The organism is Kurthia senegalensis, assembly GCF_000285595.1.
In the GTDB taxonomy this organism is placed as follows: Bacteria; Bacillota; Bacilli; order Bacillales_A; family Planococcaceae; genus Kurthia; species Kurthia senegalensis.
On sequence record NZ_HE611064.1, the window covers coordinates 538,337 to 560,004 of the forward strand.

The 21,668-nt window shown below is 39.9% G+C and carries 20 protein-coding genes and 1 pseudogene; 2 read left to right on the top strand and 19 right to left on the bottom strand.

The window, feature by feature from the left end:
• Positions 1-84 precede the first annotated feature (84 nt).
• Together KSHG_RS03025 and KSHG_RS03030 are read right to left on the bottom strand one after the other, a co-directional pair.
• Positions 85-1,728 carry a DAK2 domain-containing protein gene (locus tag KSHG_RS03025; protein ID WP_010301638.1) on the bottom strand — a complete coding sequence of 548 codons (1,644 nt, stop codon included), beginning with the start codon at positions 1,726-1,728 and terminating at the stop codon, positions 85-87.
• Between the two features lie 17 nt (positions 1,729-1,745).
• Entirely contained in the window at positions 1,746-2,120 is a 375-nt protein-coding gene (locus KSHG_RS03030; RefSeq protein ID WP_010301640.1) for an Asp23/Gls24 family envelope stress response protein, read from the bottom strand.
• A 236-nt stretch (positions 2,121-2,356) separates the two neighbouring features.
• Between KSHG_RS03030 and rpmB the strand changes: the two genes are divergently transcribed.
• Positions 2,357-2,545, top strand: coding sequence for a 50S ribosomal protein L28 (gene rpmB / locus KSHG_RS03035; RefSeq protein WP_010301642.1), 189 nt, complete (start codon positions 2,357-2,359; stop codon positions 2,543-2,545).
• Between the two features lie 190 nt (positions 2,546-2,735).
• Here rpmB and KSHG_RS03040 read toward each other — a convergent pair whose 3' ends face one another.
• The 14 genes and pseudogenes from KSHG_RS03040 to KSHG_RS03105 form a co-directional block, all read right to left on the bottom strand.
• Positions 2,736-3,383 carry a thiamine diphosphokinase gene (locus tag KSHG_RS03040; protein WP_010301644.1) on the bottom strand — a complete coding sequence of 216 codons (648 nt, stop codon included), beginning with the start codon at positions 3,381-3,383 and terminating at the stop codon, positions 2,736-2,738.
• Positions 3,383-4,045 carry a ribulose-phosphate 3-epimerase gene (gene rpe, locus KSHG_RS03045; protein WP_010301646.1) on the bottom strand — a complete coding sequence of 221 codons (663 nt, stop codon included), beginning with the start codon at positions 4,043-4,045 and terminating at the stop codon, positions 3,383-3,385. Before rpe ends, KSHG_RS03040 begins: the two co-directional genes overlap by 1 nt.
• Before the next feature lie 5 nt (positions 4,046-4,050).
• Positions 4,051-4,932, bottom strand: a complete 882-nt coding sequence (rsgA, locus tag KSHG_RS03050; RefSeq protein WP_010301647.1) for a ribosome small subunit-dependent GTPase A — start codon at positions 4,930-4,932, stop codon at positions 4,051-4,053.
• A 10-nt stretch (positions 4,933-4,942) separates the two neighbouring features.
• Positions 4,943-6,910 carry a Stk1 family PASTA domain-containing Ser/Thr kinase gene (gene pknB, locus KSHG_RS03055; RefSeq protein ID WP_010301649.1) on the bottom strand — a complete coding sequence of 656 codons (1,968 nt, stop codon included), beginning with the start codon at positions 6,908-6,910 and terminating at the stop codon, positions 4,943-4,945.
• The gene (locus tag KSHG_RS03060; protein ID WP_010301651.1) at positions 6,907-7,662 is read right to left on the bottom strand and encodes a Stp1/IreP family PP2C-type Ser/Thr phosphatase; all 756 of its coding nucleotides are present in this window, start codon (positions 7,660-7,662) and stop codon (positions 6,907-6,909) included. The genes pknB and KSHG_RS03060 overlap by 4 nt, the downstream gene beginning before the upstream one ends.
• A gap of 21 nt (positions 7,663-7,683) precedes the next feature.
• On the bottom strand, positions 7,684-8,796 hold the full coding sequence (gene rlmN, locus KSHG_RS03065; RefSeq protein WP_010301653.1) for a 23S rRNA (adenine(2503)-C(2))-methyltransferase RlmN: 1,113 nt from the start codon (positions 8,794-8,796) through the stop codon (positions 7,684-7,686).
• A 53-nt stretch (positions 8,797-8,849) separates the two neighbouring features.
• Positions 8,850-10,214, bottom strand: a complete 1,365-nt coding sequence (gene rsmB / locus KSHG_RS03070; protein ID WP_010301657.1) for a 16S rRNA (cytosine(967)-C(5))-methyltransferase RsmB — start codon at positions 10,212-10,214, stop codon at positions 8,850-8,852.
• Entirely contained in the window at positions 10,211-11,152 is a 942-nt protein-coding gene (gene fmt, locus KSHG_RS03075) for a methionyl-tRNA formyltransferase (protein WP_010301660.1), read from the bottom strand. Before fmt ends, rsmB begins: the two co-directional genes overlap by 4 nt.
• A 36-nt stretch (positions 11,153-11,188) precedes the next feature.
• Positions 11,189-11,665: a peptide deformylase gene (gene def, locus KSHG_RS16000; protein ID WP_010301662.1), complete on the bottom strand. Its 477-nt coding sequence runs from the start codon at positions 11,663-11,665 to the stop codon at positions 11,189-11,191.
• A 14-nt stretch (positions 11,666-11,679) separates the two neighbouring features.
• Positions 11,680-14,089 (bottom strand): annotated as a pseudogene (gene priA / locus KSHG_RS16005) (primosomal protein N').
• Complete coding sequence (gene coaBC / locus KSHG_RS03090; protein WP_407635298.1) at positions 14,086-15,246, bottom strand: bifunctional phosphopantothenoylcysteine decarboxylase/phosphopantothenate--cysteine ligase CoaBC; 1,161 nt, start codon at positions 15,244-15,246, stop codon at positions 14,086-14,088. The pseudogene priA and the gene coaBC overlap by 4 nt, the downstream one beginning before the upstream one ends.
• A gap of 131 nt (positions 15,247-15,377) precedes the next feature.
• Positions 15,378-15,602: a DNA-directed RNA polymerase subunit omega gene (gene rpoZ, locus KSHG_RS03095; RefSeq protein ID WP_010301674.1), complete on the bottom strand. Its 225-nt coding sequence runs from the start codon at positions 15,600-15,602 to the stop codon at positions 15,378-15,380.
• Between the two features lie 3 nt (positions 15,603-15,605).
• Positions 15,606-16,223 carry a guanylate kinase gene (gene gmk / locus KSHG_RS03100; protein ID WP_010301677.1) on the bottom strand — a complete coding sequence of 206 codons (618 nt, stop codon included), beginning with the start codon at positions 16,221-16,223 and terminating at the stop codon, positions 15,606-15,608.
• A 50-nt stretch (positions 16,224-16,273) separates the two neighbouring features.
• A complete protein-coding gene (locus tag KSHG_RS03105; protein ID WP_010301680.1) occupies positions 16,274-17,149 on the bottom strand; it encodes a YicC/YloC family endoribonuclease in 876 nt (291 codons plus the stop codon).
• Positions 17,150-17,318: 169 nt separating this feature from the next.
• Here KSHG_RS03105 and KSHG_RS03110 point away from each other — a divergent pair, with 169 nt between their 5' ends.
• Positions 17,319-19,007 carry an Rqc2 family fibronectin-binding protein gene (locus KSHG_RS03110; RefSeq protein ID WP_010301683.1) on the top strand — a complete coding sequence of 563 codons (1,689 nt, stop codon included), beginning with the start codon at positions 17,319-17,321 and terminating at the stop codon, positions 19,005-19,007.
• 288 nt (positions 19,008-19,295) lie between these two features.
• Here the strand turns inward: KSHG_RS03110 and KSHG_RS03115 are convergent, their stop codons facing one another.
• The 3 genes from KSHG_RS03115 to pyrF form a co-directional block, all read right to left on the bottom strand.
• A complete protein-coding gene (locus tag KSHG_RS03115) occupies positions 19,296-20,198 on the bottom strand; it encodes a VOC family protein (RefSeq protein ID WP_010301686.1) in 903 nt (300 codons plus the stop codon).
• A gap of 128 nt (positions 20,199-20,326) precedes the next feature.
• Positions 20,327-20,959 (bottom strand): orotate phosphoribosyltransferase, encoded by a 633-nt coding sequence (gene pyrE / locus KSHG_RS03120; protein WP_010301689.1) that lies wholly within the window; start codon positions 20,957-20,959, stop codon positions 20,327-20,329.
• Between the two features lies 1 nt (position 20,960).
• Entirely contained in the window at positions 20,961-21,668 is a 708-nt protein-coding gene (gene pyrF, locus KSHG_RS03125) for an orotidine-5'-phosphate decarboxylase (protein ID WP_010301692.1), read from the bottom strand.

The window sequence follows — 21,668 nt, forward strand, 5'->3', positions numbered from 1 at the left end:
CAATTAAACGTCTTATACGAACAAAAAAGGAATCGCGATTAGGCGATTCCTTTTTCGTATTTCACGTCGTTAGACAATCATCGATTACTCGACAGAAATAATATATGGGTAAACAGGTTGTTTACCGTTATGCACTTCTACTTCTACGTCTTCGTAGTTCGCTTCAATAAAGCTTGTAAGTTGTGCTAATTGTTGTTGCGTTGTGTTTTGACCGTAAAGAACGGTTACGATTTCTGAATCTTCATCAACTGTGCGTTTGATTGCTTCTTCAGCTGCTTCTTCTAATGTTGTGACAGAAGCGACAATTTTACCTTCAACCATAGCCATGAAGTCATCTGTATGGATTTCAACACCGTCAATTGATGTGTCACGTACAGCCGTTGTAATTTGAGCTGTTTTCACGTTAGATAACGCACGTGTCATCGTTGTGGCATTTTGTTCAACCGTTGCTTCTGGGTTGAATGTAAGAATCGCACTCATTCCTTGAGGAATTGTTTTCGTTGGAACGACAGCTGCAGGAATATCTAATAATTCAACTGCTTGTTCTGCCGCCATAATGATGTTTTTGTTATTCGGTAAGATTAATACTTGTTCTGCACCGACTTCCTTAATTGCGTTCATAATATCTTCCGTAGAAGGGTTCATTGTTTGACCGCCTTCGATTACGTAAGATGCTCCAACGCTTTCAAGTAATTCTTTCACACCTTCACCAAGTGCAACTGTTACGATTGCGTAAGGTGCTTTTTTAACTTCTTTCGGTGCTGCAGTTTTTTCTTCACCAACGATGGCTGTATGTTGTAAACGCATGTTATCCACTTTAATTTTCACAAGGCTACCATATTGGTGACCGTAAGAAATTACTTCACCTGGTGTTTCAGAGTGAACGTGAATTTTAACAACTTCATCATCAGAAATAACTAATAATGAATCCCCAAATTTGCTCATGTCTTGACGGAATTGATCTTCATCAAATGGACGTTTATCTTCTTCAAAACGAACCATGAATTCTGTACAATAACCGTAAACAATAGCAGAAGTATCCATGAAGTCTTGTGCGCGGTGATGTTCAGCGCTCACTAAATCATCTAAGCTTGATTCTACTTTTTCAGGTAGTTTTTCGCCTTTAAGACTTGCTACGAATCCTTCGTAAACGAATACTAAACCTTGACCACCACTGTCGACTACGCCGACTTCTTTTAATACTGGTAAAAGGTCAGGTGTTTTGTCTAAAGCAGCTTTTGCTGCCTTTAACGTTTCTTCCATTAAGACGATAATATTTTCTTCTGTTTCGGCAACTTCTACTGCTTTTTCTGCAGCAAGACGTGCAACCGTTAAAATCGTTCCTTCAACTGGTTTCATAACTGCTTTGTACGCTGTTTGAACACCGTGATTTAATGCGTTAGCAAAAGATTTTGCTGTTAACGTTTCTTCGTTTTCTACCGCTTTACCGAAACCACGGAAAAGTTGTGAAAGAATAACACCTGAGTTACCACGTGCCCCCATTAATAAACCTTTTGAAAGGGCTTGTGATACTTTACCGATATTTTCTGTGACATTGTTGGCAACTTCTTTAGCGCCTGATGTCATTGAAAGATTCATGTTCGTACCTGTATCACCATCTGGTACTGGGAATACATTTAGTGAATCTACGTAATCTGCGTTTTGTGATAGGTGATGTGCACCTAATTTAATCATTTCCGCAAATTTAATGCCGTCTAATGACTTCATTGTTTAAGTTCCTCCTCTTAATCGTTCGCTACACGAACACCTTGAACATATACATTAACTGAGTTCACAGCCATGCCTAACGTTGTATCGAGTGTGTATTTTACTTTCGATTGGACTTGGTAAGCCACTTCTGAAATTTTTGTTCCATAGCTCACGATTACATACATATCAATATGTAATTTATTATTTTCATTTGCACCCTCTTGACGCACTAAAACGCCACGAGCAAAGTTTTCTTTACGCAAAATATCTGTTAATCCATCGCGGACTTGATGTTTACTTGCCATGCCGACAATTCCGTAACACTCAATTGCAGCACCTCCTGCGATTTGTGCCACGACATCGTTTGCGATGTCAATATGACCGAATTCATTTGTTAGTTCTACTGACATGATTTGGCCTCCTGTCTATAATTAACTCCAATTTATTGTACTATACAAAGTTTGATTATAAAAGAATCAACTCTGTTCGTCTAGTTTTCTTCAAAACATAGTGTAAAGGTTTTTTTCTTGAAAGTCTAGGATTTAGTTATTGCAAAGTAACAATCTGTATGTTAAATTAATATGGTATGTGAAATACCGAAGTGAAACAAAATCTTTCAACTTCTTTAATTGAGGAGGAAATTATTATGCCAAAACAATGCGTAATTACTGGACGTAAAACTCGTTCTGGTAACAACCGTTCACACGCTATGAACGCTTCAAAACGTACTTGGGGTGCTAACTTACAAAAAGTTCGTATCTTAGTAGACGGCAAACCTAAACGTGTTTGGGTTTCTGCTCGTGCTCTTAAATCAGGTAAAGTTGAACGCGTATAATTTATAGCGTTTTCTAAAGCATCTTGCCACGCAGGATGCTTTTTTACTTACTAACAAGAGGCTAGGTCAAAACCTTAGCCAATACGAAAAGCCGGTATGATTTTAAAATCATACCGGCTTTTTTGACACGTACAGTTCTAGTTTAAACAAATAGATAAAAAAAAGAAGCTGTCGATCGACAGCTTCTTTTTTAATCAACGCTTCGAATCATCATGACGGCACTAGAATCAAAAGAAATGGTGCCTCCTTCTCGGCAAATCTCATTGCTCGTAAAACGCGTCGACCCGAGTTCAATCGTTTCATTCGTCGTTTCATACGCAACCCCTCGCAGCGTCACTCCTGTTACAGACATGCCAAATGGAAAGAAAGAAACGTATGGGTATTTTTCGTCATATACGAGTTCATTCAAACGAGGAAATAAAAAACGAATCTCATTTTTTTGATTTACGATGTTTAACTCACATTGAGGATGTTCTTTTTGTAAACGATACATAATGTGCAAATTAGCTTCATAATGGTCTAAACGGCCCCCTGTAGCGCCTAAAATCGTTATTTTATCTGGTAATAACAGCAAAGCTTGTCGGATTGCTAATTCTGTATCCGTCTCATCCTTTTCAGGAAGATGCTTTTCAATTTTAGCTACTTTTTCTTGAACAAGTGCCCATTCAGAAGGCGTAAGGGAATCAAAATCTCCTACAGCAAGTTGTGGCGTAATTCCGTTTTCTAACAAGTAGATCGTGCCATGATCTGCACCAATCCAAGTGACATCTTGTAAAGAAAAGAGGAGATCGCTAGCGACCTCCTCTTTCGGACCTCCAGCACAAATAACAACGTGCATTAAAGTGCAGATTCTCCCGCTTCTTTAATCGCTTGCAATGCTGCATGGCGATCCTCTTTACCGAAAATGGCAGATCCTGCCACGAAAATCGTCGCACCTGCTTTTGCACAAGGAACGATTGTTTCTGCGTTGACGCCACCATCAACTTCAATCGCCACATCTAAATTACGCTCTTGAATAATCGCTGATAACTCAGAAATTTTAGGAACGACAGAAGAAATAAATTTCTGTCCGCCAAAACCTGGATTAACTGTCATAAATAGAACCATATCCACGTCTTCTAAAACGTGCTTAATCGTTTCAATCGGCGTATGTGGATTGAGTACAACACCTGGTTTCACTCCGAATGAGCGAATTAGTTGAATCGTACGATGTAAATGGCGACAAGCTTCTACGTGTACTGTAATATAAGCCGCGCCTGCTTTTGCGAATTGTTCAATATATTGGTCCGGATTTTCAATCATTAAATGAACGTCTAAAGGCAATTCTGTATGTGGACGAATCGCATCCATTGCGATTGATCCGAATGAAATGTTCGGCACGAAATGCCCGTCCATTACATCTACGTGAATTAAATCGGCGCCTGCCGCTTCCACATTTTTCACTTCTTCTACTAACTTTCCAAAATCTGCAGCTAAAATAGATGGTGCAATTTTAATCATATTGATTAATACCTCGGCTTTCTATCTGTAATTTCTTGAAGGAATTGTAAGTAATGATCGTAACGATATTGTTTAAGCTCGCCTGTTTCAAGCGCTTCTTTCACTGCACATTTCGGTTCTTTCACGTGTAAACAACCTCTAAATTTACAGCTTTCTGAAAGCTTCGTTAAATCAGGGAAACAATACGTTAACTCTTCTCTTTCTATTGTATCAAAATCAAAGGAACTAAAACCAGGTGTATCTGCGATTAATCCTTCTGCTACTTCGATTAATTCAACGTGACGTGTCGTATGCTTCCCTCGACCGAGCGCATCTGAAATGACGCCCGTTTTTAATTCTAACTGCGGCATTAACGTATTTAATAACGTTGATTTTCCTACACCAGACTGTCCTGCAAGTACCGTTGTTTTTCCTTTCAAGTAAGGAACAACTTTAGACATAAGCGTCGCGTCGTCTTTAAACGTTTGGATGATTGTGTAGCCAATTGCTTCATAATCTTTCACATATGCTTGAATCGCATCCTGCTTCGTTTCTGGTAATAAATCCATTTTCGTTAAGCAAATAAGCGGTTGAATATGAAAAGATTCTAATACGACTAAAAAACGATCCAATAAAATCGTATTGAATTCTGGTTCTACGACTGAAAATACGAGCAATGCTTGATCAATATTCGCAATCGGGGGTCGAACAAGTTCGTTTTTACGTTGTTCTACTTTCGTCAACGTCCCATCATTATTACCTTCTACTTCATACTCGACAAAATCTCCTACGAGCGGCGTAATGCCACGTTTACGAAAAACCCCACGCCCTCTCGTTTGAATTAATTGCTGTCCATCTTGAACATAATAAAAGCCACTTAAAGCTTTACGAATTTGGCCAGTTGCCATCTAATTCCTCCTATAAGTCTTCATAACGAATCGTCTCGTTATAAATTTCTTCTCCATCGCGTGTTATGCGATATATTCCAGATTTATTTTCTTCTATAATAAGCTTCAATCGACGCGTCGTCGTTTCACTAATCATAAACGTTTCGTACACATCGTCTACTGCGTGATCTTTATCTTGAATGTAAATGTTAATTTTTTCAGCGGCACTCGTTGTTGTATCCTCATCGTTATTTTCGTTATACGGAATCTCAATAGAACGAATCAATGTTTTCGAAGGGATCATCTTCGGTCCTTTCGACATAATCACTTTGATTTCTGTATTTTTCGTTACAGTCGTCCTTGCTGCAGGAGTCTGCGATGAAACGAGCCCTTTCATTACTGTCGATGAATATTCATCGTCTGAAATACGAATCGTAGCACCTACATTATCAGCATACGTTTTCAGCTGTTCTTCCGAGTAACCGATTAAGTTCGCTATTTCAAATGTTTCTTCCCCCTTACTCACCTTAAATGTAATCGGTGTTTCTGAAGGAATAACCGTCAAATCTGCTGACGGATTTTGGTCTAAAATTTCACCAACATTTTTTTCTGAAAAAACTTTTTCAACTTTCACTTTAAAACCACGTTTCGTTAAAAGCTTCTGTACTTGTTCAATATCTCGACCGATGTAGTCATCGAGCGTTACACGTTTTTTACCTTCAGATACGACAAAATCTACAGCTGTTTTTTTGTCAACTTTTTTACCGACAGCCGGTGTCGTACGAATGACCTTCCCTTCTGCAACGTCATCTGAATATTCCATCGTTCGCTCTCCAATATCTAAACCTGCATTTTGCACTTGATTCAATGCTTTTTCATAAGAAATGTCTACTACATTCGGCATTTCTATTTGCTCGGCTTTAAATAAGTTAGGGAATAAAATGATCGTCGCTAAAAAGAGAACCATTAAAATAGCTAATGTGAATAGCGTCACTAAAAATTTATTGCGTTTCTTTTTCTTTTTCGTCGGCGGCACAGGTTTCGGATTCGGCTTTTCTTCTTTAATCATCGCAATTGTCGCTTCATCCATTTCTTCTGGTTTAAAATCCCGAATAATCGGTAATGCTTTCGTTTTCTCCATATCTTCTGGTACAGAAAATTTTGCTTCATTACGACGATTTTCATCTAAAACCGTTTGTAAATCTGCTCGCATCGCTTCAACATTTGCATATCGATTATGAGGCTCTTTCGCCGTCGCTTTTAACACGACGTTTTCTAAACTTTGTGGAATCGCTGGCACGACATTTCGAACAGATGGCGTTTCAGCTTGTAAATGTTTGAGCGCAATCGACACAGCCGACTCCCCCATAAATGGAAGCTGCCCTGTCAATAATTCATACAATACAATGCCGAGCGCATACATGTCCGACTTTACTGTCGCCACGCCCCCACGCGCTTGTTCGGGTGATAAATAATGCACCGTCCCGAGTACAGAGTTTGTTTTCGTAAAAGAAGTCGCAGATAAAGCCATCGCAATGCCGAAGTCCGTAATCTTTACATTCCCTTCTTCATCCATCAAAATATTTTGAGGCTTAATGTCACGATGAATAATTTGATTTTGATGTGCATGCGCAATCGCAGAAGTGAGCTCTAGCATAATACTAACCGCTCGCGTTGGAGAAACAGGCGCATATTGCTGAATGTATTGTTTCAACGTCTGTCCTTTAATATACTCCATGACTAAGTAGTGCATATCCTCTTCTTCTCCGACATCATAAATAGAGACAATGTTCGGATGGGTCAAACTCGTGGCAGAAGACGCTTCTCTTTGAAACCGGCGATGTAAGTCATCTTCGTCTGAGAAGTTATATCGCAATATTTTTATCGCCACATCTCGATCTAAAATACGATCATGCGCTAAATAAACATTCGACATGCCGCCGCCACCGATGAGTTCTTGTATTTGATACCTTCCACCGATATTCATTCCAATAATCATACGTCTACCCCCTCTCGCTGTTGCTCTGAAAGGATAAATGTAATATTGTCTTCGCCACCGTACTCGTTTGCGACTTGAATAAGTGTCATTCCTTTATCGTCTAAAGATTGCTCCGACATGATAATACTATGTAACTCAGCAGAGCTGAGCTTATTGCTAAGACCGTCTGAGCAAATTAGTAAATAGGTGGAAGGCAACAATCCCACCTGATAATAATCGGGTGCAATTGTTGCCTCAGTACCTAAAGATTTTATAATATAGTTTTTTTGTGGATGGCTTGCTGCTTCTTCTTCACTAATTTCTCCTGAATCCAGGAGTACATTTACGTAAGAATGATCTTTCGTAATTTGTTGAATTTTTTCTGAATCGACAATATACATACGACTGTCTCCAACATGGCAAACTGTAGCAAATCCGTTTTGAATGACAGCGACAATAATTGTCGTTCCCATCCCTTGGCACTCTTCGTGCGTAAGTGAATAGTTGTAAATACGTTTATTAACGTCTTTAATGACTACTTGTAACCACTCACGAATCGTTTCCGTAGAATCAAATACAACTTTACTCGCTCCTAAAAAGGCTTCTGAAAAACCTTCTACGGCCATCGTACTAGCGACATCGCCCGCATTATGACCACCCATGCCATCCGCAACAATTGCTAATGTTGTAGCAGGGTCGCGCTGTAATAAAATTGCACGGTCTTCATTGACCGTTCGCTTTCTTCCAATATCACTTTGAACTGTAAATCTCAAGGCACTTCACCTCTTTAACAATTAGTGTGCTGTTTCTTCTTCACGTTCTTGCGCACGTAATTGACCACAAGCAGCCGCAATATCTGAACCTTGCTCACGACGAATCGTTACGTTAATACCACGGTCTTTTAATGTGCGTTCAAATGCAAAAATACTACTACGTGACGTACGTACATAATCACGTTCTGGTACATAGTTAATCGGAATTAAGTTGACATGACATTTAATGTCTTTAATTAAATCAGCCAATTCATTCGCCACTTCCGGTGAATCATTTTGACCTGACATTAAACCGTACTCAAAACTTACACGACGTCCTGTTTTTTCTGTATAGTAACGAACCGCATCCATTAACTCGTTTAATTTATATGCTTTAGCAATCGGCATTAAGTTTTGACGAGCTTCTTGGTTTGGTGCGTGTAAAGAAACAGCGAAGTTAATTTGTAATTCTTCATCTGCGAATTTATAGATTTTCGGTACAATTCCAGATGTCGAAACAGTGATGTGACGGGCACCGATATTTAATGATTGTTTATGGTTGATAATGCGTAAAAATTGCATCATGTTATCGTAGTTATCGAATGGTTCTCCGATTCCCATAATGACGATGCTTGAGACACGTTCGTCTAATTCGTCTAATTGACGTTGCACTTTTACGACTTGTTCCACGATTTCACCAGCTAATAAATGACGTTTTAAACCACCTAATGTAGAGGCACAGAACGTACAGCCAATACGGCAACCTACTTGTGTCGTTACACAAATAGAGTTTCCGTAGTTATGACGCATTAGAACCGTTTCAATTGAATAGCCATCTTGTAATTGGAATAAAAACTTGATTGTACCATCTTTTGATTCTTGTTTTACGAGTGTAGAAAGTGTGCTCAATTCAAAGTCCGCTTCTAATTTATCGCGTAGTCCTTTTGATAAGTTGCTCATTTCTTCAAATGTTGCGACACGTTTCACATATAACCAATCAAAAATTTGTTTCGCACGGAATGCTTTTTCTCCATTATCTTTTAACCATTGTTCCATATCTTCCGGTAATAATGAATAAATTGATTCACGTAATACAGGCTTTTCTTTTTTGACACGTTTTTTTTCAGTTACTGGTTTTAAAATTTCTTGTTCCACTTTTCGGAATCTCCTTAATTTGGCTTAGGGGCTTCATGCCCGTTCAGCACTTGTTATTTCACTAAGCTTTTTTTGACAAATGACGCAACGAAAAATCCATCGCTGTTAAAGTCTTGAGGGAAAACTTGCATCATCCCTTGTTCACGAAGCGTTGTTAATACTTCTGGAGCATTTTCAACAGGGGCAAGCATCATATCTGTATGCTTCGCTAAAAATGCTTCAACTGTCCCATTGTTCTCCATTTTATCAATTGTACACGTACTGTAAACCATTTTGCCTTGAGGTTTCAATAATTCATAGGCAGAATCTAATAAATCAAGCTGAATTTTGTGCAATGATTCGAAGTCTGATTCTGATTTTGTGTACTTAATATCTGGTTTACGACGAATAACGCCTAAGCCGCTACAAGGGGCATCAACTAAAATACGATCGAATGATTGCTTTTCAAATTGTTCTGTCGCTTTACGGCCGTCTAACATTTGTGCTTCGATAATTGATAAGCCTAAACGTTTTGCACTTTCATCAACTAATTTAATTTTATGTTTATGAAGATCTGTCGCAATGACTGTTCCTTCATTGTTCATTTTTTCCGCAATATGCGTCGTTTTCCCACCCGGTGCTGCACACATATCGTATACACGCATACCCGGTTGAACGTCTAAAGCGTATGCAGGAATCATTGAACTTTCATCTTGAATCGTAATAACGCCTTCTTCAAATGCTTTTGAACGTGCAGGTTGACCTTCTAATACGTGCAAGCATTCTGGAATATTTTCACTACGACGAACGGCAAATTTTTCTTCCCAAAGCGCTTCTAATCCACCACGTGTATCCGCTTTTGTTGCATTCACACGTACCGTTTGAAGTGGTGGTAAGTTATTCTCGATTAACATATCTTCCGTTACTTCCACACCGAAACCATCGATATAGCGTCGAACGAGCCACTCTGGATGACTCGTTTCAACTGAAATACGTACAGCGGGGTCTTTAATTTCTGTCGTATCGCGTAAACCGTTACGTAAAATTGAACGTAAAATACCATTTACTGTTGAACTAACCCCACGGTGACGTGCACGATGTTTCGCGATTTCAACCGCTTCATTAACTGCAGCGTGATCTGGAATTTTGTCCAAATAAGCAATTTGGTATAACGCTAAACGTAGTACCCATCGTACCCATGGATCTAATTTCCCACGTACGTATGGTTCTAAATAGAAATCTAGTGTTAATTTATGTTGTAACGTACCGTATGTTAACTCTGTTAATAACCCACGATCTTTCGCAGTAATATTATATTTTTCGATTGTTTGGTGTAATAACAAATTACTATAAGCTTGTTTTTCATCGACAGCTAATAAAATCGTTAATGCGGCATCGCGTACGTTACCGTCCCAAATTGGTGCTTTCTTTTTACTCATTCAAATCGTTCCCCGATCTCTAATTTCGAGCCTACGCCATTTAAATAATTCACAGCAGGCATCGCTTTTTTACCAGCTGGTTGAAGTTCTAACACATCAACAGCTGTTCCTTCTCCACAAGCAACTGTAAAGAATTTTTTCGCTTTCGCAACGACTGTACCTGGTGCTTCTGTCGTCGTTTCAACTGACTCACGTACAGCCCAAATTTTCACATTATCACCGTTCAATGTCGTGTAAGCAACTGGCCAAGAATTTAAGCCACGTACTTGATTAAATACCGTACGTGCATTTTGTGCCCAGTCAATACGTTCTTGCTCACGAGAAATATTACGTGCAAATGTTACTTTCGTTTCGTCTTGTGGAATACGTTCGTTCGTTCCTGCAACGATTGCTGGCAATGTATCTTTTAGTAAGTCGCGTCCGATAATGCTTAGTTCATCAAACAATTGACCTGTCGTATGGTGGTCTTCGATTGCCATCGCACGTTGAGAAATAATATCGCCCGCATCTAATTTTTCCGCCATATACATAATTGTAACACCTGTTTCCGATTCACCGTCTAAAACAGATTGGTGAATCGGTGCGCCACCGCGGTATTTCGGTAACAATGATGCATGTACGTTCACACAACCGAGTGCCGGTACGTCAAGTAACTCTTTCGGTAAAATTTGACCGAATGCTGCTGTCACGATTAAATCGGGTTGCAACGCAATAATTTCTTGAAGTTCTTCTGAACCACGTAATTTTTCGGGTTGAATGACACGTAAGCCTAATTCAACTGCCGCTGCTTTCACTGGTGGTGGTGTTAAAACGTGTTTACGACCAACCGGACGATCTGGTTGTGTTACGACAGCTAATACGTCGTATCCTTCTTCAACGATCATTTTCAATACAGGTACTGAAAAGTCAGGTGTTCCCATAAAAACAATTTTCGTCATCTTTATTCTTCCTCCCCGTACATTTCAGCCATTTCTTCATCTGTGTACATTTTTTACAGCTTTCGTCGTGAATAGTACGCCGTTTAAATGGTCAATTTCATGTTGGATAATACGTGCATCGTAGTTATATGCTTCTAGTTTGTACGTATCGCCAAAACGATCTTGGAATTCTACACGTACACCGTTTGAACGTTCCACATCCCCAAATTTCTCAGGAATGCTTAGGCAACCTTCTAAATCAATGTTTGTATCTACTGAAAACTCGACGATTTCAGGGTTGATTAGCTCTAACCGTTCATCTTCCTCATCTTCTGAATCGACGTTTAATAAAACGATGACTGCTTGGATAGATTCGTTTACTTGTGGAGCGGCGATTCCAACCCCTTCACTTTCAACCATCGTTTCATACATGTTATCTAACAATGTATGCAGTTTTTCATCGAATTTTTTAACGGGTTTTGCTTTTGCTAACAATACGTCAGCTGGTTCTGTTACGACATTTAAAATTGTCATGTAAATCCTCTTTTCTATATAGACGACGGATCTAAATCGACGCTCAATTGAACGTCGTCTTTAATCCAATCTGTTCGATACATTTTTATTAATTGTTTCAATGCCTCAATCAAATTAGGCTCTACTTTGTATTTTATCAAACATTGATAACGATATCTATTTTGTATGCGACTAATGGATGCAGGCGTCGGTCCAATAAGTCCCACTTGTGGAGATAAAGAGCCTTGTAAAAAGCGCATGGCCATCGTCGCATATTCAGAAGCTTTTAACGCATTTTCGTGACTCACTTGAATGAGAACAACGAAAAAATACGGTGGGTAGCTATAGCGGTGACGCATATGCATTTCTTTTTGGAAGAAAGGCACATAATGTTGCGTCTTCGCTAACTGAATCGCATAATGTTCCGGCGTATACGTTTGAATAACTACTTCCCCTGGTAATTCATGACGTCCCGCACGACCACTCACTTGCGTCAATAACTGGAACGTTTTTTCTGCCGCTCTAAAATCAGGTAAGTTTAATGACGTATCCGCACTTAGTACACCGACGAGCGTAATGTTTGGAAAATCTAGCCCTTTTGCAATCATTTGTGTACCGAGTAAAATATCTGCTTCGCCGTTACCGAACGCTTCTAATATTTTTTCGTGAGAGCCTTTTTGTCGCGTCGTATCGACGTCCATTCGCAGTACCCTTGCTTCTGGAAACACCGTATGCAACTCTTCTTCAATTTTTTGTGTCCCAGTCCCGAAAAAGCGAATGTATTCACTTTCACATTGCGGACATTTCGTAGGAACCGGTTCTTCATAACCACAATAATGGCATTTCAATGCGTGGCTTGCTTTATGGTACGTCATGGAAATATCACAGTTTTTACATTGTACGACCGTCCCACAGTCTCGACATAATACGAAAGATGAAAATCCACGGCGATTTAAAAAGAGCACGATTTGTTCTTTTCTTTCTAATCTCGCCCGAATACCTTCCGCTAATGCAATCGAAAACATCGAACGATTCCCTTTGTGCAACTCTTCCCGCATATCTACGACTTCAACAGTCGGCATCGCTTGGTGCTTCGCTCTTTCAGTTAATGTCAGCAGTGTGTACACACCTTTTTGAGCTCTCGCATGCGATTCGAGTGACGGCGTAGCACTTCCTAAAATCACCGGACAATTGTAATAGCGACTACGCCAAATCGCCGCATCTCTCGCATGATAACGCGGTGTATCTTCTTGTTTGTACGTCGATTCATGTTCTTCATCTAAAATGATAATACCGACATTTTTAAACGGAACGAAAATGGCCGAACGGGCTCCAACAACGACTTTTACTTCACCGCGTTGAATTTTACGCCACTCATCATATTTCTCCCCTGTCGATAATCCACTGTGCATGACTGCTACTTGTTCGCCAAATCGTGCACGGAATCTTTCCGTCATTTGTGGCGTTAAGGATATTTCAGGTACGAGAACGATTGCCTCTTTTCCTTCTTCCAACGCATGTTGAATTGCTTGCAAATACACTTCTGTTTTGCCACTTCCTGTTACACCTTGTAAAAGGAACGTTTCGGCACGCTTCGCATCATACGCTTTGATGACGGCTTCTAAAGCAACTTGTTGTTCAGAAGTCAACGTCAGTGGAACGGTTGCCTTTGCGTCTTTCGAAAAAAGGATCTCGGTACGTTTCCTCATTTAAAAACGTCGCACCTCCTTTTTCAACGACGCTTTTTAACACCGCTTCAGACACGTTTAGCTCCGCACATAGCTCACTCGGTACAAATTGTTCTCCGGCATGCTCAGACATCCATTGTACGACTTGTAACTGTTTCTTCGCACGCCCCCCCATCTGTTCAGCCATTTGCTGCAAATAGAATTTATCTTCATGCACTTGGATCATACGAACAGTTTTTGCTTTACCTTGTTGTTTCACAGTAGTCACAACTTCTACTTGTTGTCGTTTCAACGCTTGTTTTAACATTGGTAAAAGCGCATTTTTTTCAAACAGTTTGTAGTTGCTCATTTTTCTTTTCCCGAACACGGTTTGTAACGATTCATCTAGCTGCTCAACAGGTACTTTCAATACGACACGTTTTTCGTATTTAGCGCGAAGTGCGTTCGGAAGCATAACTTGCAATGCATCAATTTCATAACAAAGCGTTTTTTGCGTCATCCATTTCGCCATCTCTAACATTTCAGCCGTTAAAACGGGCGCAATGTCTAACAACTCCGCGACGTCTTTTAATTTCCCTTGTGGAACATCTGTCGTATCGCTCAAACCGACGACAAAACCGAGTACATTTCGTCGACCGAAAGGCACTTTCACACGGCTACCCGCTTCAATTAACGTTTCCAAAGATGATGGTACGCCATAATCGAACGGTCGATCGACAGGATAGGCCGATACATCAACAATTACTTTCGCAATCATTCCGCAACACCTGATTGTGTAAGAATTGTTTCAAACAATTGAACAGCTAATTGTTTTTTATCCATCGATGGGAAAGCACGTTCAAAATCACGTCCGTATAGCGTGACCGTATTTTGCTCTGAACCGAAACCACGATCCGTTTTAGAAACGTCATTTGCGATAATGAAATCCGCATTTTTCTTTTCTAATTTACCCGTCGCGTAAGTCGCTACATCGTTCGTTTCTGCCGCAAAGCCTACGAGTAGTTGATGCGTCTTTTTCGCTCCGAGTGACGCCAAAATATCCGTCGTTCTTTCTAATTCTAGCCCTTGGTCGGTAGACGTTTTTTTTATTTTTTGTGTTGCTGGATGTTTAGGTCGATAATCTGCAACGGCTGCCGCTTTTACGACGATGTCTGCCTTATCATATTCAGATAAAATAGCTTCATACATTTGCTCCGCACTTTCTACTGAAATGACGCGCATCCCATTCGGTATTGGAATCGATACAGGGCCATGTACGAGTACGACATCTGCTCCTAAATCACGCGCTGCCTCTGCCATAGCAAAGCCCATTTTCCCACTTGAAAAATTAGATAAATAACGAACCGGGTCAATTCTTTCGAGTGTCGGCCCCGCTGATACGATCACTTTTTTTCCTTTTAGCGGTAATTTTTTCGGTTGAAAAAACGCAGCAACGAGTGCCGTAATTTTTTCCGGCTCTTCTAAACGACCTTTCCCTACATAACCACAAGCTAAAAAGCCTGCTGAAGGTTCGATAAAACGAATTCCATCTTTATATAGACGATCGATATTTCGAATAACCGCTGGATGTTCGTACATATGAACATTCATCGCTGGCGCAATCCAAACAGGTTTCGTCGTCGCAAGCAATGTCGTCGTCACCATATTATCTGCAATCCCATTTGCCAATTTGCCAATGACATTTGCCGTAGCAGGTGCCACGATGATTAAATCTGCCCAATCTGCCAAGTCAATATGCGCAATAACATTCGAATCTTTTTCATCAAATGTATCTGTATAAACATCATGTTTCGACATTACTTGAAAACTCAATGGATTGACAAATTTCGTTGCGGATTCTGTCATCATCACTTTCACGACAGCACCAGCTTGCGTTAATTTACTTACGAGTGCGACTGCTTTATATACAGCAATCCCACCTGTTACACAAAGTAATATTTTTTATTTACGAGCATATCGATTCCTCCCACAATAAAATAGAAAGCCCCCAAGAACCAACCTGGGGGCTTCTACGATTCTTCATCGAGTAATTGTTGATGGCGAAATTAAACTTCGTCTTCGTATACTTTTGATTCGTCTTGTTTTTCTTTCATTAAAACGCCTGCAGCTACTTCTTCAAGTGCTTTCCCAACATTTTTCACTGATTGGTATTCAGGAAGTAGTGCTGGAGAGCCCTCTTGCATACGGCGAGCGCGTTTTGAAGCTAAGCTCACTAAAGAATATTTTGAATCAAGTTTTGTTTTTAATACGTCAACTGATGGATAAATCATCGGTTATTCCCCTTTCAACATAGCTAAATATTGTTTTTCTACACGTTCACGACGGCAGTGTTCAGCTAAAATAATGGCATTAATACGTTCACACGCATTTTCCACTTCATCATTTTCTACGACATAATCGTATAAATTCATCATTTCAAGTTCGCGATTTGCCGCAGCAATACGATTTTGAATGACTTCTTGTGACTCTGTACCACGACCGATTAAACGGTTTTGAAGTTCAGACAAACTTGGCGGTGCAAGGAAGATAAATAAAGCGTCTGGCGCTTTTTCACGAATTTGTGTAGCACCTTGAACTTCGATTTCTAAAAAGACATCTCGACCCGCATCTAATGTTTGGTTGACATAGTCAATCGGTGTGCCATAGTAGTTGCCAACATATTCAGCATACTCCAATAGCTTCCCTTGTTCGATTAGTTTTTCAAAATCTTCTCGATCCTTAAAGAAGTAATCTACTGCATCTACTTCCCCTTCGCGTGCTTTACGCGTCGTCATCGAAATTGAGTATTCATAGTTCGTATCTGGTTGAGAAAATAATTCTTTACGTACAGTACCTTTACCGACGCCAGATGGTCCAGATAGAACGATTAAAATTCCGCGTTCTTTTATCATTAGTTCTCCCTCATCGTTCCAAATTAATAATTTTACAACTTCTTCAGTGATTATTCAATATTTTGTGCTTGTTCTCTCATTTTTTCGAGAATAGCTTTTGATTCTACCACTGCAATTGATAGTTGGGCTGACTGATTTTTAGATCCAATCGTATTCAGCTCTCGATGAATCTCTTGCAAAAGAAAATCGAGTTTACGCCCGATTGACTGGTCTTCTGCAAACATATCATCTAATTGTGTCAAATGGCTATTTAAGCGATCTAGTTCTTCTACTATATCGATTTTTTCCGCAAATATAGCAACTTCAGTTAAAACACGATCTTCTACGATCGTACTCCCCGTCACTTCATTCATTCGTAACAACAATTTTTCACGATATTTCGTCGTCGCTTCAGAAGCGAACTGACGAATGTGCTGAACTTCAAGCGAAAGTGCTTGTTGGAATTGCTTCATATTTTGCAATAAAGCCATTCCTTCTCGTTCACGCATCGTAATTAAATTGTGTAAAGCTTCTTCTACAGCTTCACAAACAGCTCGTGCAATGTCTTCTCGTGGCACTTCCTTTTTCTCGACAGTTAAAGCACCGTCTAGTGAAAGAAGTTCAGACATCGCCCATTCTTTTTGCAAAGGAACTTGCTTTTGCAATTCGTCCCTTGCACTTTTATACGCTTGAACTAAAGGCCAATTAATCGCAATTTGTTGCTGGGATTGTTGCAAATCTTGCACGTTCACAGAAATATCAAGCTTCCCTCGAGAAATTTTACTCTGTATGTGCTTCTTCGCAGCAACTTCCGCTTCCATCCATTCTTTTGGGAATCGACTCGAAACTTCTAAAAAGCGATGATTGACTGAACGTATTTCAATCGTAAGTTGAAAATATTCTGTTTGTGCGACACCCCTACCGAAACCTGTCATGCTACGAATCAATGTCAGTCACATCCTTCTTTGCATAATAGTAATAGTATATCATAGCGCATTCTCTTTTGGCTCACCGTTTTCAACTTTTATAAAAAATTCATCATTCCCTTGAAAGCTACAAACTCTCGCTAAAAATGGTAAAATATAAAGACGTTATATACGAAAGAGGTAGTCAATTATGGCATACGATGGTTTATTTACAGTTGCGATGACGCACGAATTACAAAAACTCGTAACAGGTCGCATCGCACGCATTCATCAACCGAATGCACAAGAAATTGTTTTCACCGTTCGCGCAAACGGACGTAACGATAAATTATTATTTTCTGTACACCCTTCATACGCTCGCGTACAAATTACGGAGCAATCCATTGAAAATCCACCAGAACCACCTATGTTTTGTACGTTGCTTAGAAAGCATATCGAAGGTGGGTTCATCGAATCAATCGAACAACTCGGTGCAGACCGTGTCATCGTCTTAACGATTACATCAACGGATGAAATCGGCGATCCCATTACGCGTAAATTATATGCAGAAATTATGGGACGTCATAGTAATCTCGTATTAGTCGATACAGAAAATGGCAAAATCGTCGACAGTTTGAAACATTTACCACCGAGCGTCAATAGTTATCGTACGGTGCTTCCGGGATTTGAATATTTAACACCTCCCGCACAAGACCGTGAAAATCCGCTAACAATTACATTAAATGAACTCGATGGCTTTTTCGGTATCCCACGCGATCCGAAAGAAATTATGAATCATTTTGTCGGCTTTAGCCCTTTACAAGCGAAAGAGTTCGTCCATCGTGCAGAAGCGAGCGAACAATCAATGGCAGACTTGTTCCAGCCGTTCATTCAACAATTTAAAGACGGTGGTACCGTACCAACTTACGCTGAAATCGGTAATAAAGTCGTATTCTCTCCGATTGAATTAACGCATCTAGACGGCCAAACGACCGCTTATCCAACGCTTAGTGCGTTGCTTGACCGTGTGTTCTTTGCACGAGCAGAAAGAGACCGTGTGAAACAGCAAGCGGGTGATTTAGAACGTTGGTTGCATAGTGAAATAAGTAAATTGAAATTAAAACTTAAAAAACTTGGCCAAGATTTAAAACGCGCACAAAATCTTGACCAATATCAACTGTACGGCGAACTATTAATGGCGAACTTGTATGCATTTGAAAAAGGACTTACAGAAGTCACAGTTACGAACTACTATACGAATGAACCAATTACGATTCCGATTAGCGTGCGCAAGACGCCAATTGAAAATGCGAAAAGCTACTACGCAAAATATACGAAATTTAAACATGCACTTATCAAAGTACAACAACAAATTGATAAAACGAATGAAGACCTTGCGTATTTCGATATGATCGCACAGCAAGTCGAACAAGCTGCGCCTGCAGATATTGAAGAAATCCGTGAGGAACTTGCGGACCAAGGCTACATGAAACTAAAAAAATCAAAACGTCGTAAAAAACCGACAAAACCACAGCCTGAAACGTATGTTTCTTCTACAGGAACACGCATTTCAGTCGGTAAAAACAATAAACAAAATGATTATTTAACGTTTAAACTAGCACATAGAAACGATATTTGGATGCATACGAAAGATATTCCTGGTTCTCACGTCGTTATTCATACAGCCGAGCCAGATGAACCGACGATTCGTGAAGCAGCAAATTTAGCTTCTTACTTTAGTAAAGCGCGTGCGTCTTCTTCTGTTCCAGTCGATTACACACAAATACGTCACGTAAAAAAACCAAATGGTTCGAAACCCGGCTTCGTCATTTTCTTTGAACAAAAAACTATTTTCATTGATCCAGACGAAGATGCTATCATGAAACTCGAGAAAAAATAAATTAAAAAAGCCCCTTCGCTTACCCTGTTAAGCGAAGGGGCTTTTTTCTTAGACAAAGAAATGCTTTCGAGCCATCGCTAGCAAACTGCCCTACCACCATTTCACTGTCAGTTTTCCCCAATAACTATTTTTAAAACCACACAAAATGGCGAAAATGACCATTTAATGAAGCGAAAAGTTCTAGTGTCTCGTTCAAAATAAATTAAAGATAGTTAAAATTTCATCCTTTATAAAAAAATCACGTTCGATTCAACGAAAATAAGTTGAATCGAACGTGATTTTTAGCGATTAATACGTAAAGACGAGTTTATTTTTGCTCGGATCTTCTACGACGACTTTCGTATCTAAATCTTGAAAGGCAATATGTTGTTTCATATGATTTTTAAAATCATCAAAGGCAATTTTATTCGATAAACGAATTTGCACTTCTTTTAGTCCACTATGGCGTGCAATTGGTGTCGCAACATGTTCACCACACCACGTATTCCCTGCGATATGATGATGGTAGCCTCCCGCTCCAACGAAAAAGACATCATCGTAAACTTCCTGCATATTAAAACCTAGTACGTCTACATAAAAAGCAAGCGTTTCTTCAAATTGATCAATGCGTAAATGCACATGTCCAATCGTCGTGCCAGCCGGTAATTTTCCGTCCGTATCAAAATCAGCTAACGGCGCTAATTGTTTAAAATCCAATGGGTTGCTACCACCGGGATGTTTGTCCCACTCATCTCTCGGACGATCCGCATAAATTTCAATGCCATTCCCTTCAATATCTGACAAGTAAAAAGCTTCACTATACCCATGATCACTCGCACTATCCAATTTTGCGATTGGAATAATTCGTTCAAAATGTGGAAAGCGATTTTCTTGTTCTAACGGGCTATCTACCGTTTCTTTATTGCGTAGGATGTCAAAAAATTTCGTTGCGAACGATTCGCGAGAAGGAAGTAAAAATGCGGTATGAAATAAGCCTGTACATAGAGAAGGCTGCATTTTCTCTGCTTCTTTGCGTAGTTCAAAAAAAACAGGTTCTTCCGCTCCTGCTGAAAAGGTCGTATAAGATGTCGTTTTTTCAACGATATGTAACCCAACGACGCGTTCATAAAAAGCCGTTTGACGTTCTAAGTCAATGACCTTAATGACGACACGATCGATTGATAAATTTGAATCTATTTCAAATGCTGCCATGCTGTAAGCCTCCGTTAAAACCTAGTTATTTACTATGTTTTATCATATTTTAAGTTTTTTGCAAATATTTGCACAAAAAAATGATAGACGCACGCATCGCTGCATGTGCCCATCATTTAGAAAACGATTTATTTTAATTTATCTGCTTTTAAATCTTCATACCACGTTAATAAACCCGGGATATCCGCTTCTTCAATGGCAGCTGTTTCTTTAGCCGCTTCAATTAATGCTTCAAAATTAGATAGACTATAATAAGGCACGCCTGCTTTTTCAAAATTCTCAAGCGCTTTCGGTAATAAGTATGAGTAGACCGAAACGACGCCGAGGACATTTGCTCCTTCACGCTCTAACGCTTCAACGGCATTAATAGATGAACCACCTGTCGAAACGATGTCTTCAATTACGACTGTTTTGGCACCTTCTGCAAACTTCCCTTCCGTCTGTTTACCACGACCGTGATCTTTCGGTTTAGAACGAACGTATACCATTGCTAAGTCTAAAAGATCGGCTACCCACGCTGCATGTGGAATACCTGCTGTCGCTGTACCTGCTACGACTTCTGTACCTGGGAATTTTTCTTCGATTAAATCCGCTAATCCTTGCGCGATTACTTTACGTACTTTCGGAAATGAGATCGTTAAGCGTGTGTCACAGTAAATAGGTGATTGAATACCTGAAGCCCACGTAAATAATTGTTTCGGACTTAATTCTACTGCCCCTACTTCTAACATTCCTTTTGCTACTTCATGTTGAATTGCCATCTTAGTTGCCCTCCCATAATTGCTTCACTGTATGATATGCTTCGACTGGATTTTCTGCTTGTGTAATCGCACGTCCTACGACAATTTGTGTCGAACCTTCTATACGTGCAACTTGTGGTGTTGCGACACGTTTTTGATCATGTGTTGCACCACCTGCTAATCGAATACCCGGCGTCACTTTTAAAAAGTCTTTTCCGCACGCTTCTTCAATCATCTTCGCTTCATGTACAGAACAAACGACGCCATCAAGCCCTGCTTGCTGCGCTAATTTCGCATAATGAACGACGCCTTGTTGAATCGTCCCAGGAATTTGCTGTTCAACATTCATTTGTTCTTCAGTCGTCGACGTTAGTTGCGTCACAGCGATTAATGCTGGACGTTTCTTCCCTTCTTGCGTACCTTCTTGTAAGCCTTCTAATGCAGCCGCCATCATCGCGCGACCACCTGCTGCATGTACGTTAATAAGATCAATATCTAACTTTGCTAAGCCCTTCATTGCCGATTTTACCGTATTCGGAATATCGTGCAATTTCAAATCTAAAAAGATGTCATGACCCGCTTCTTTAATCGTGCGAATAATCGACGGACCGTTTTGTAAATACAGTTCCATCCCTACTTTTACGAATAGAGGTTCATCAAACTTCCCTAAAAATGTTGCGACATCTTCAGGTGTTGGAAAATCTAGTGCAATAATTGGCTTCGTATTCAT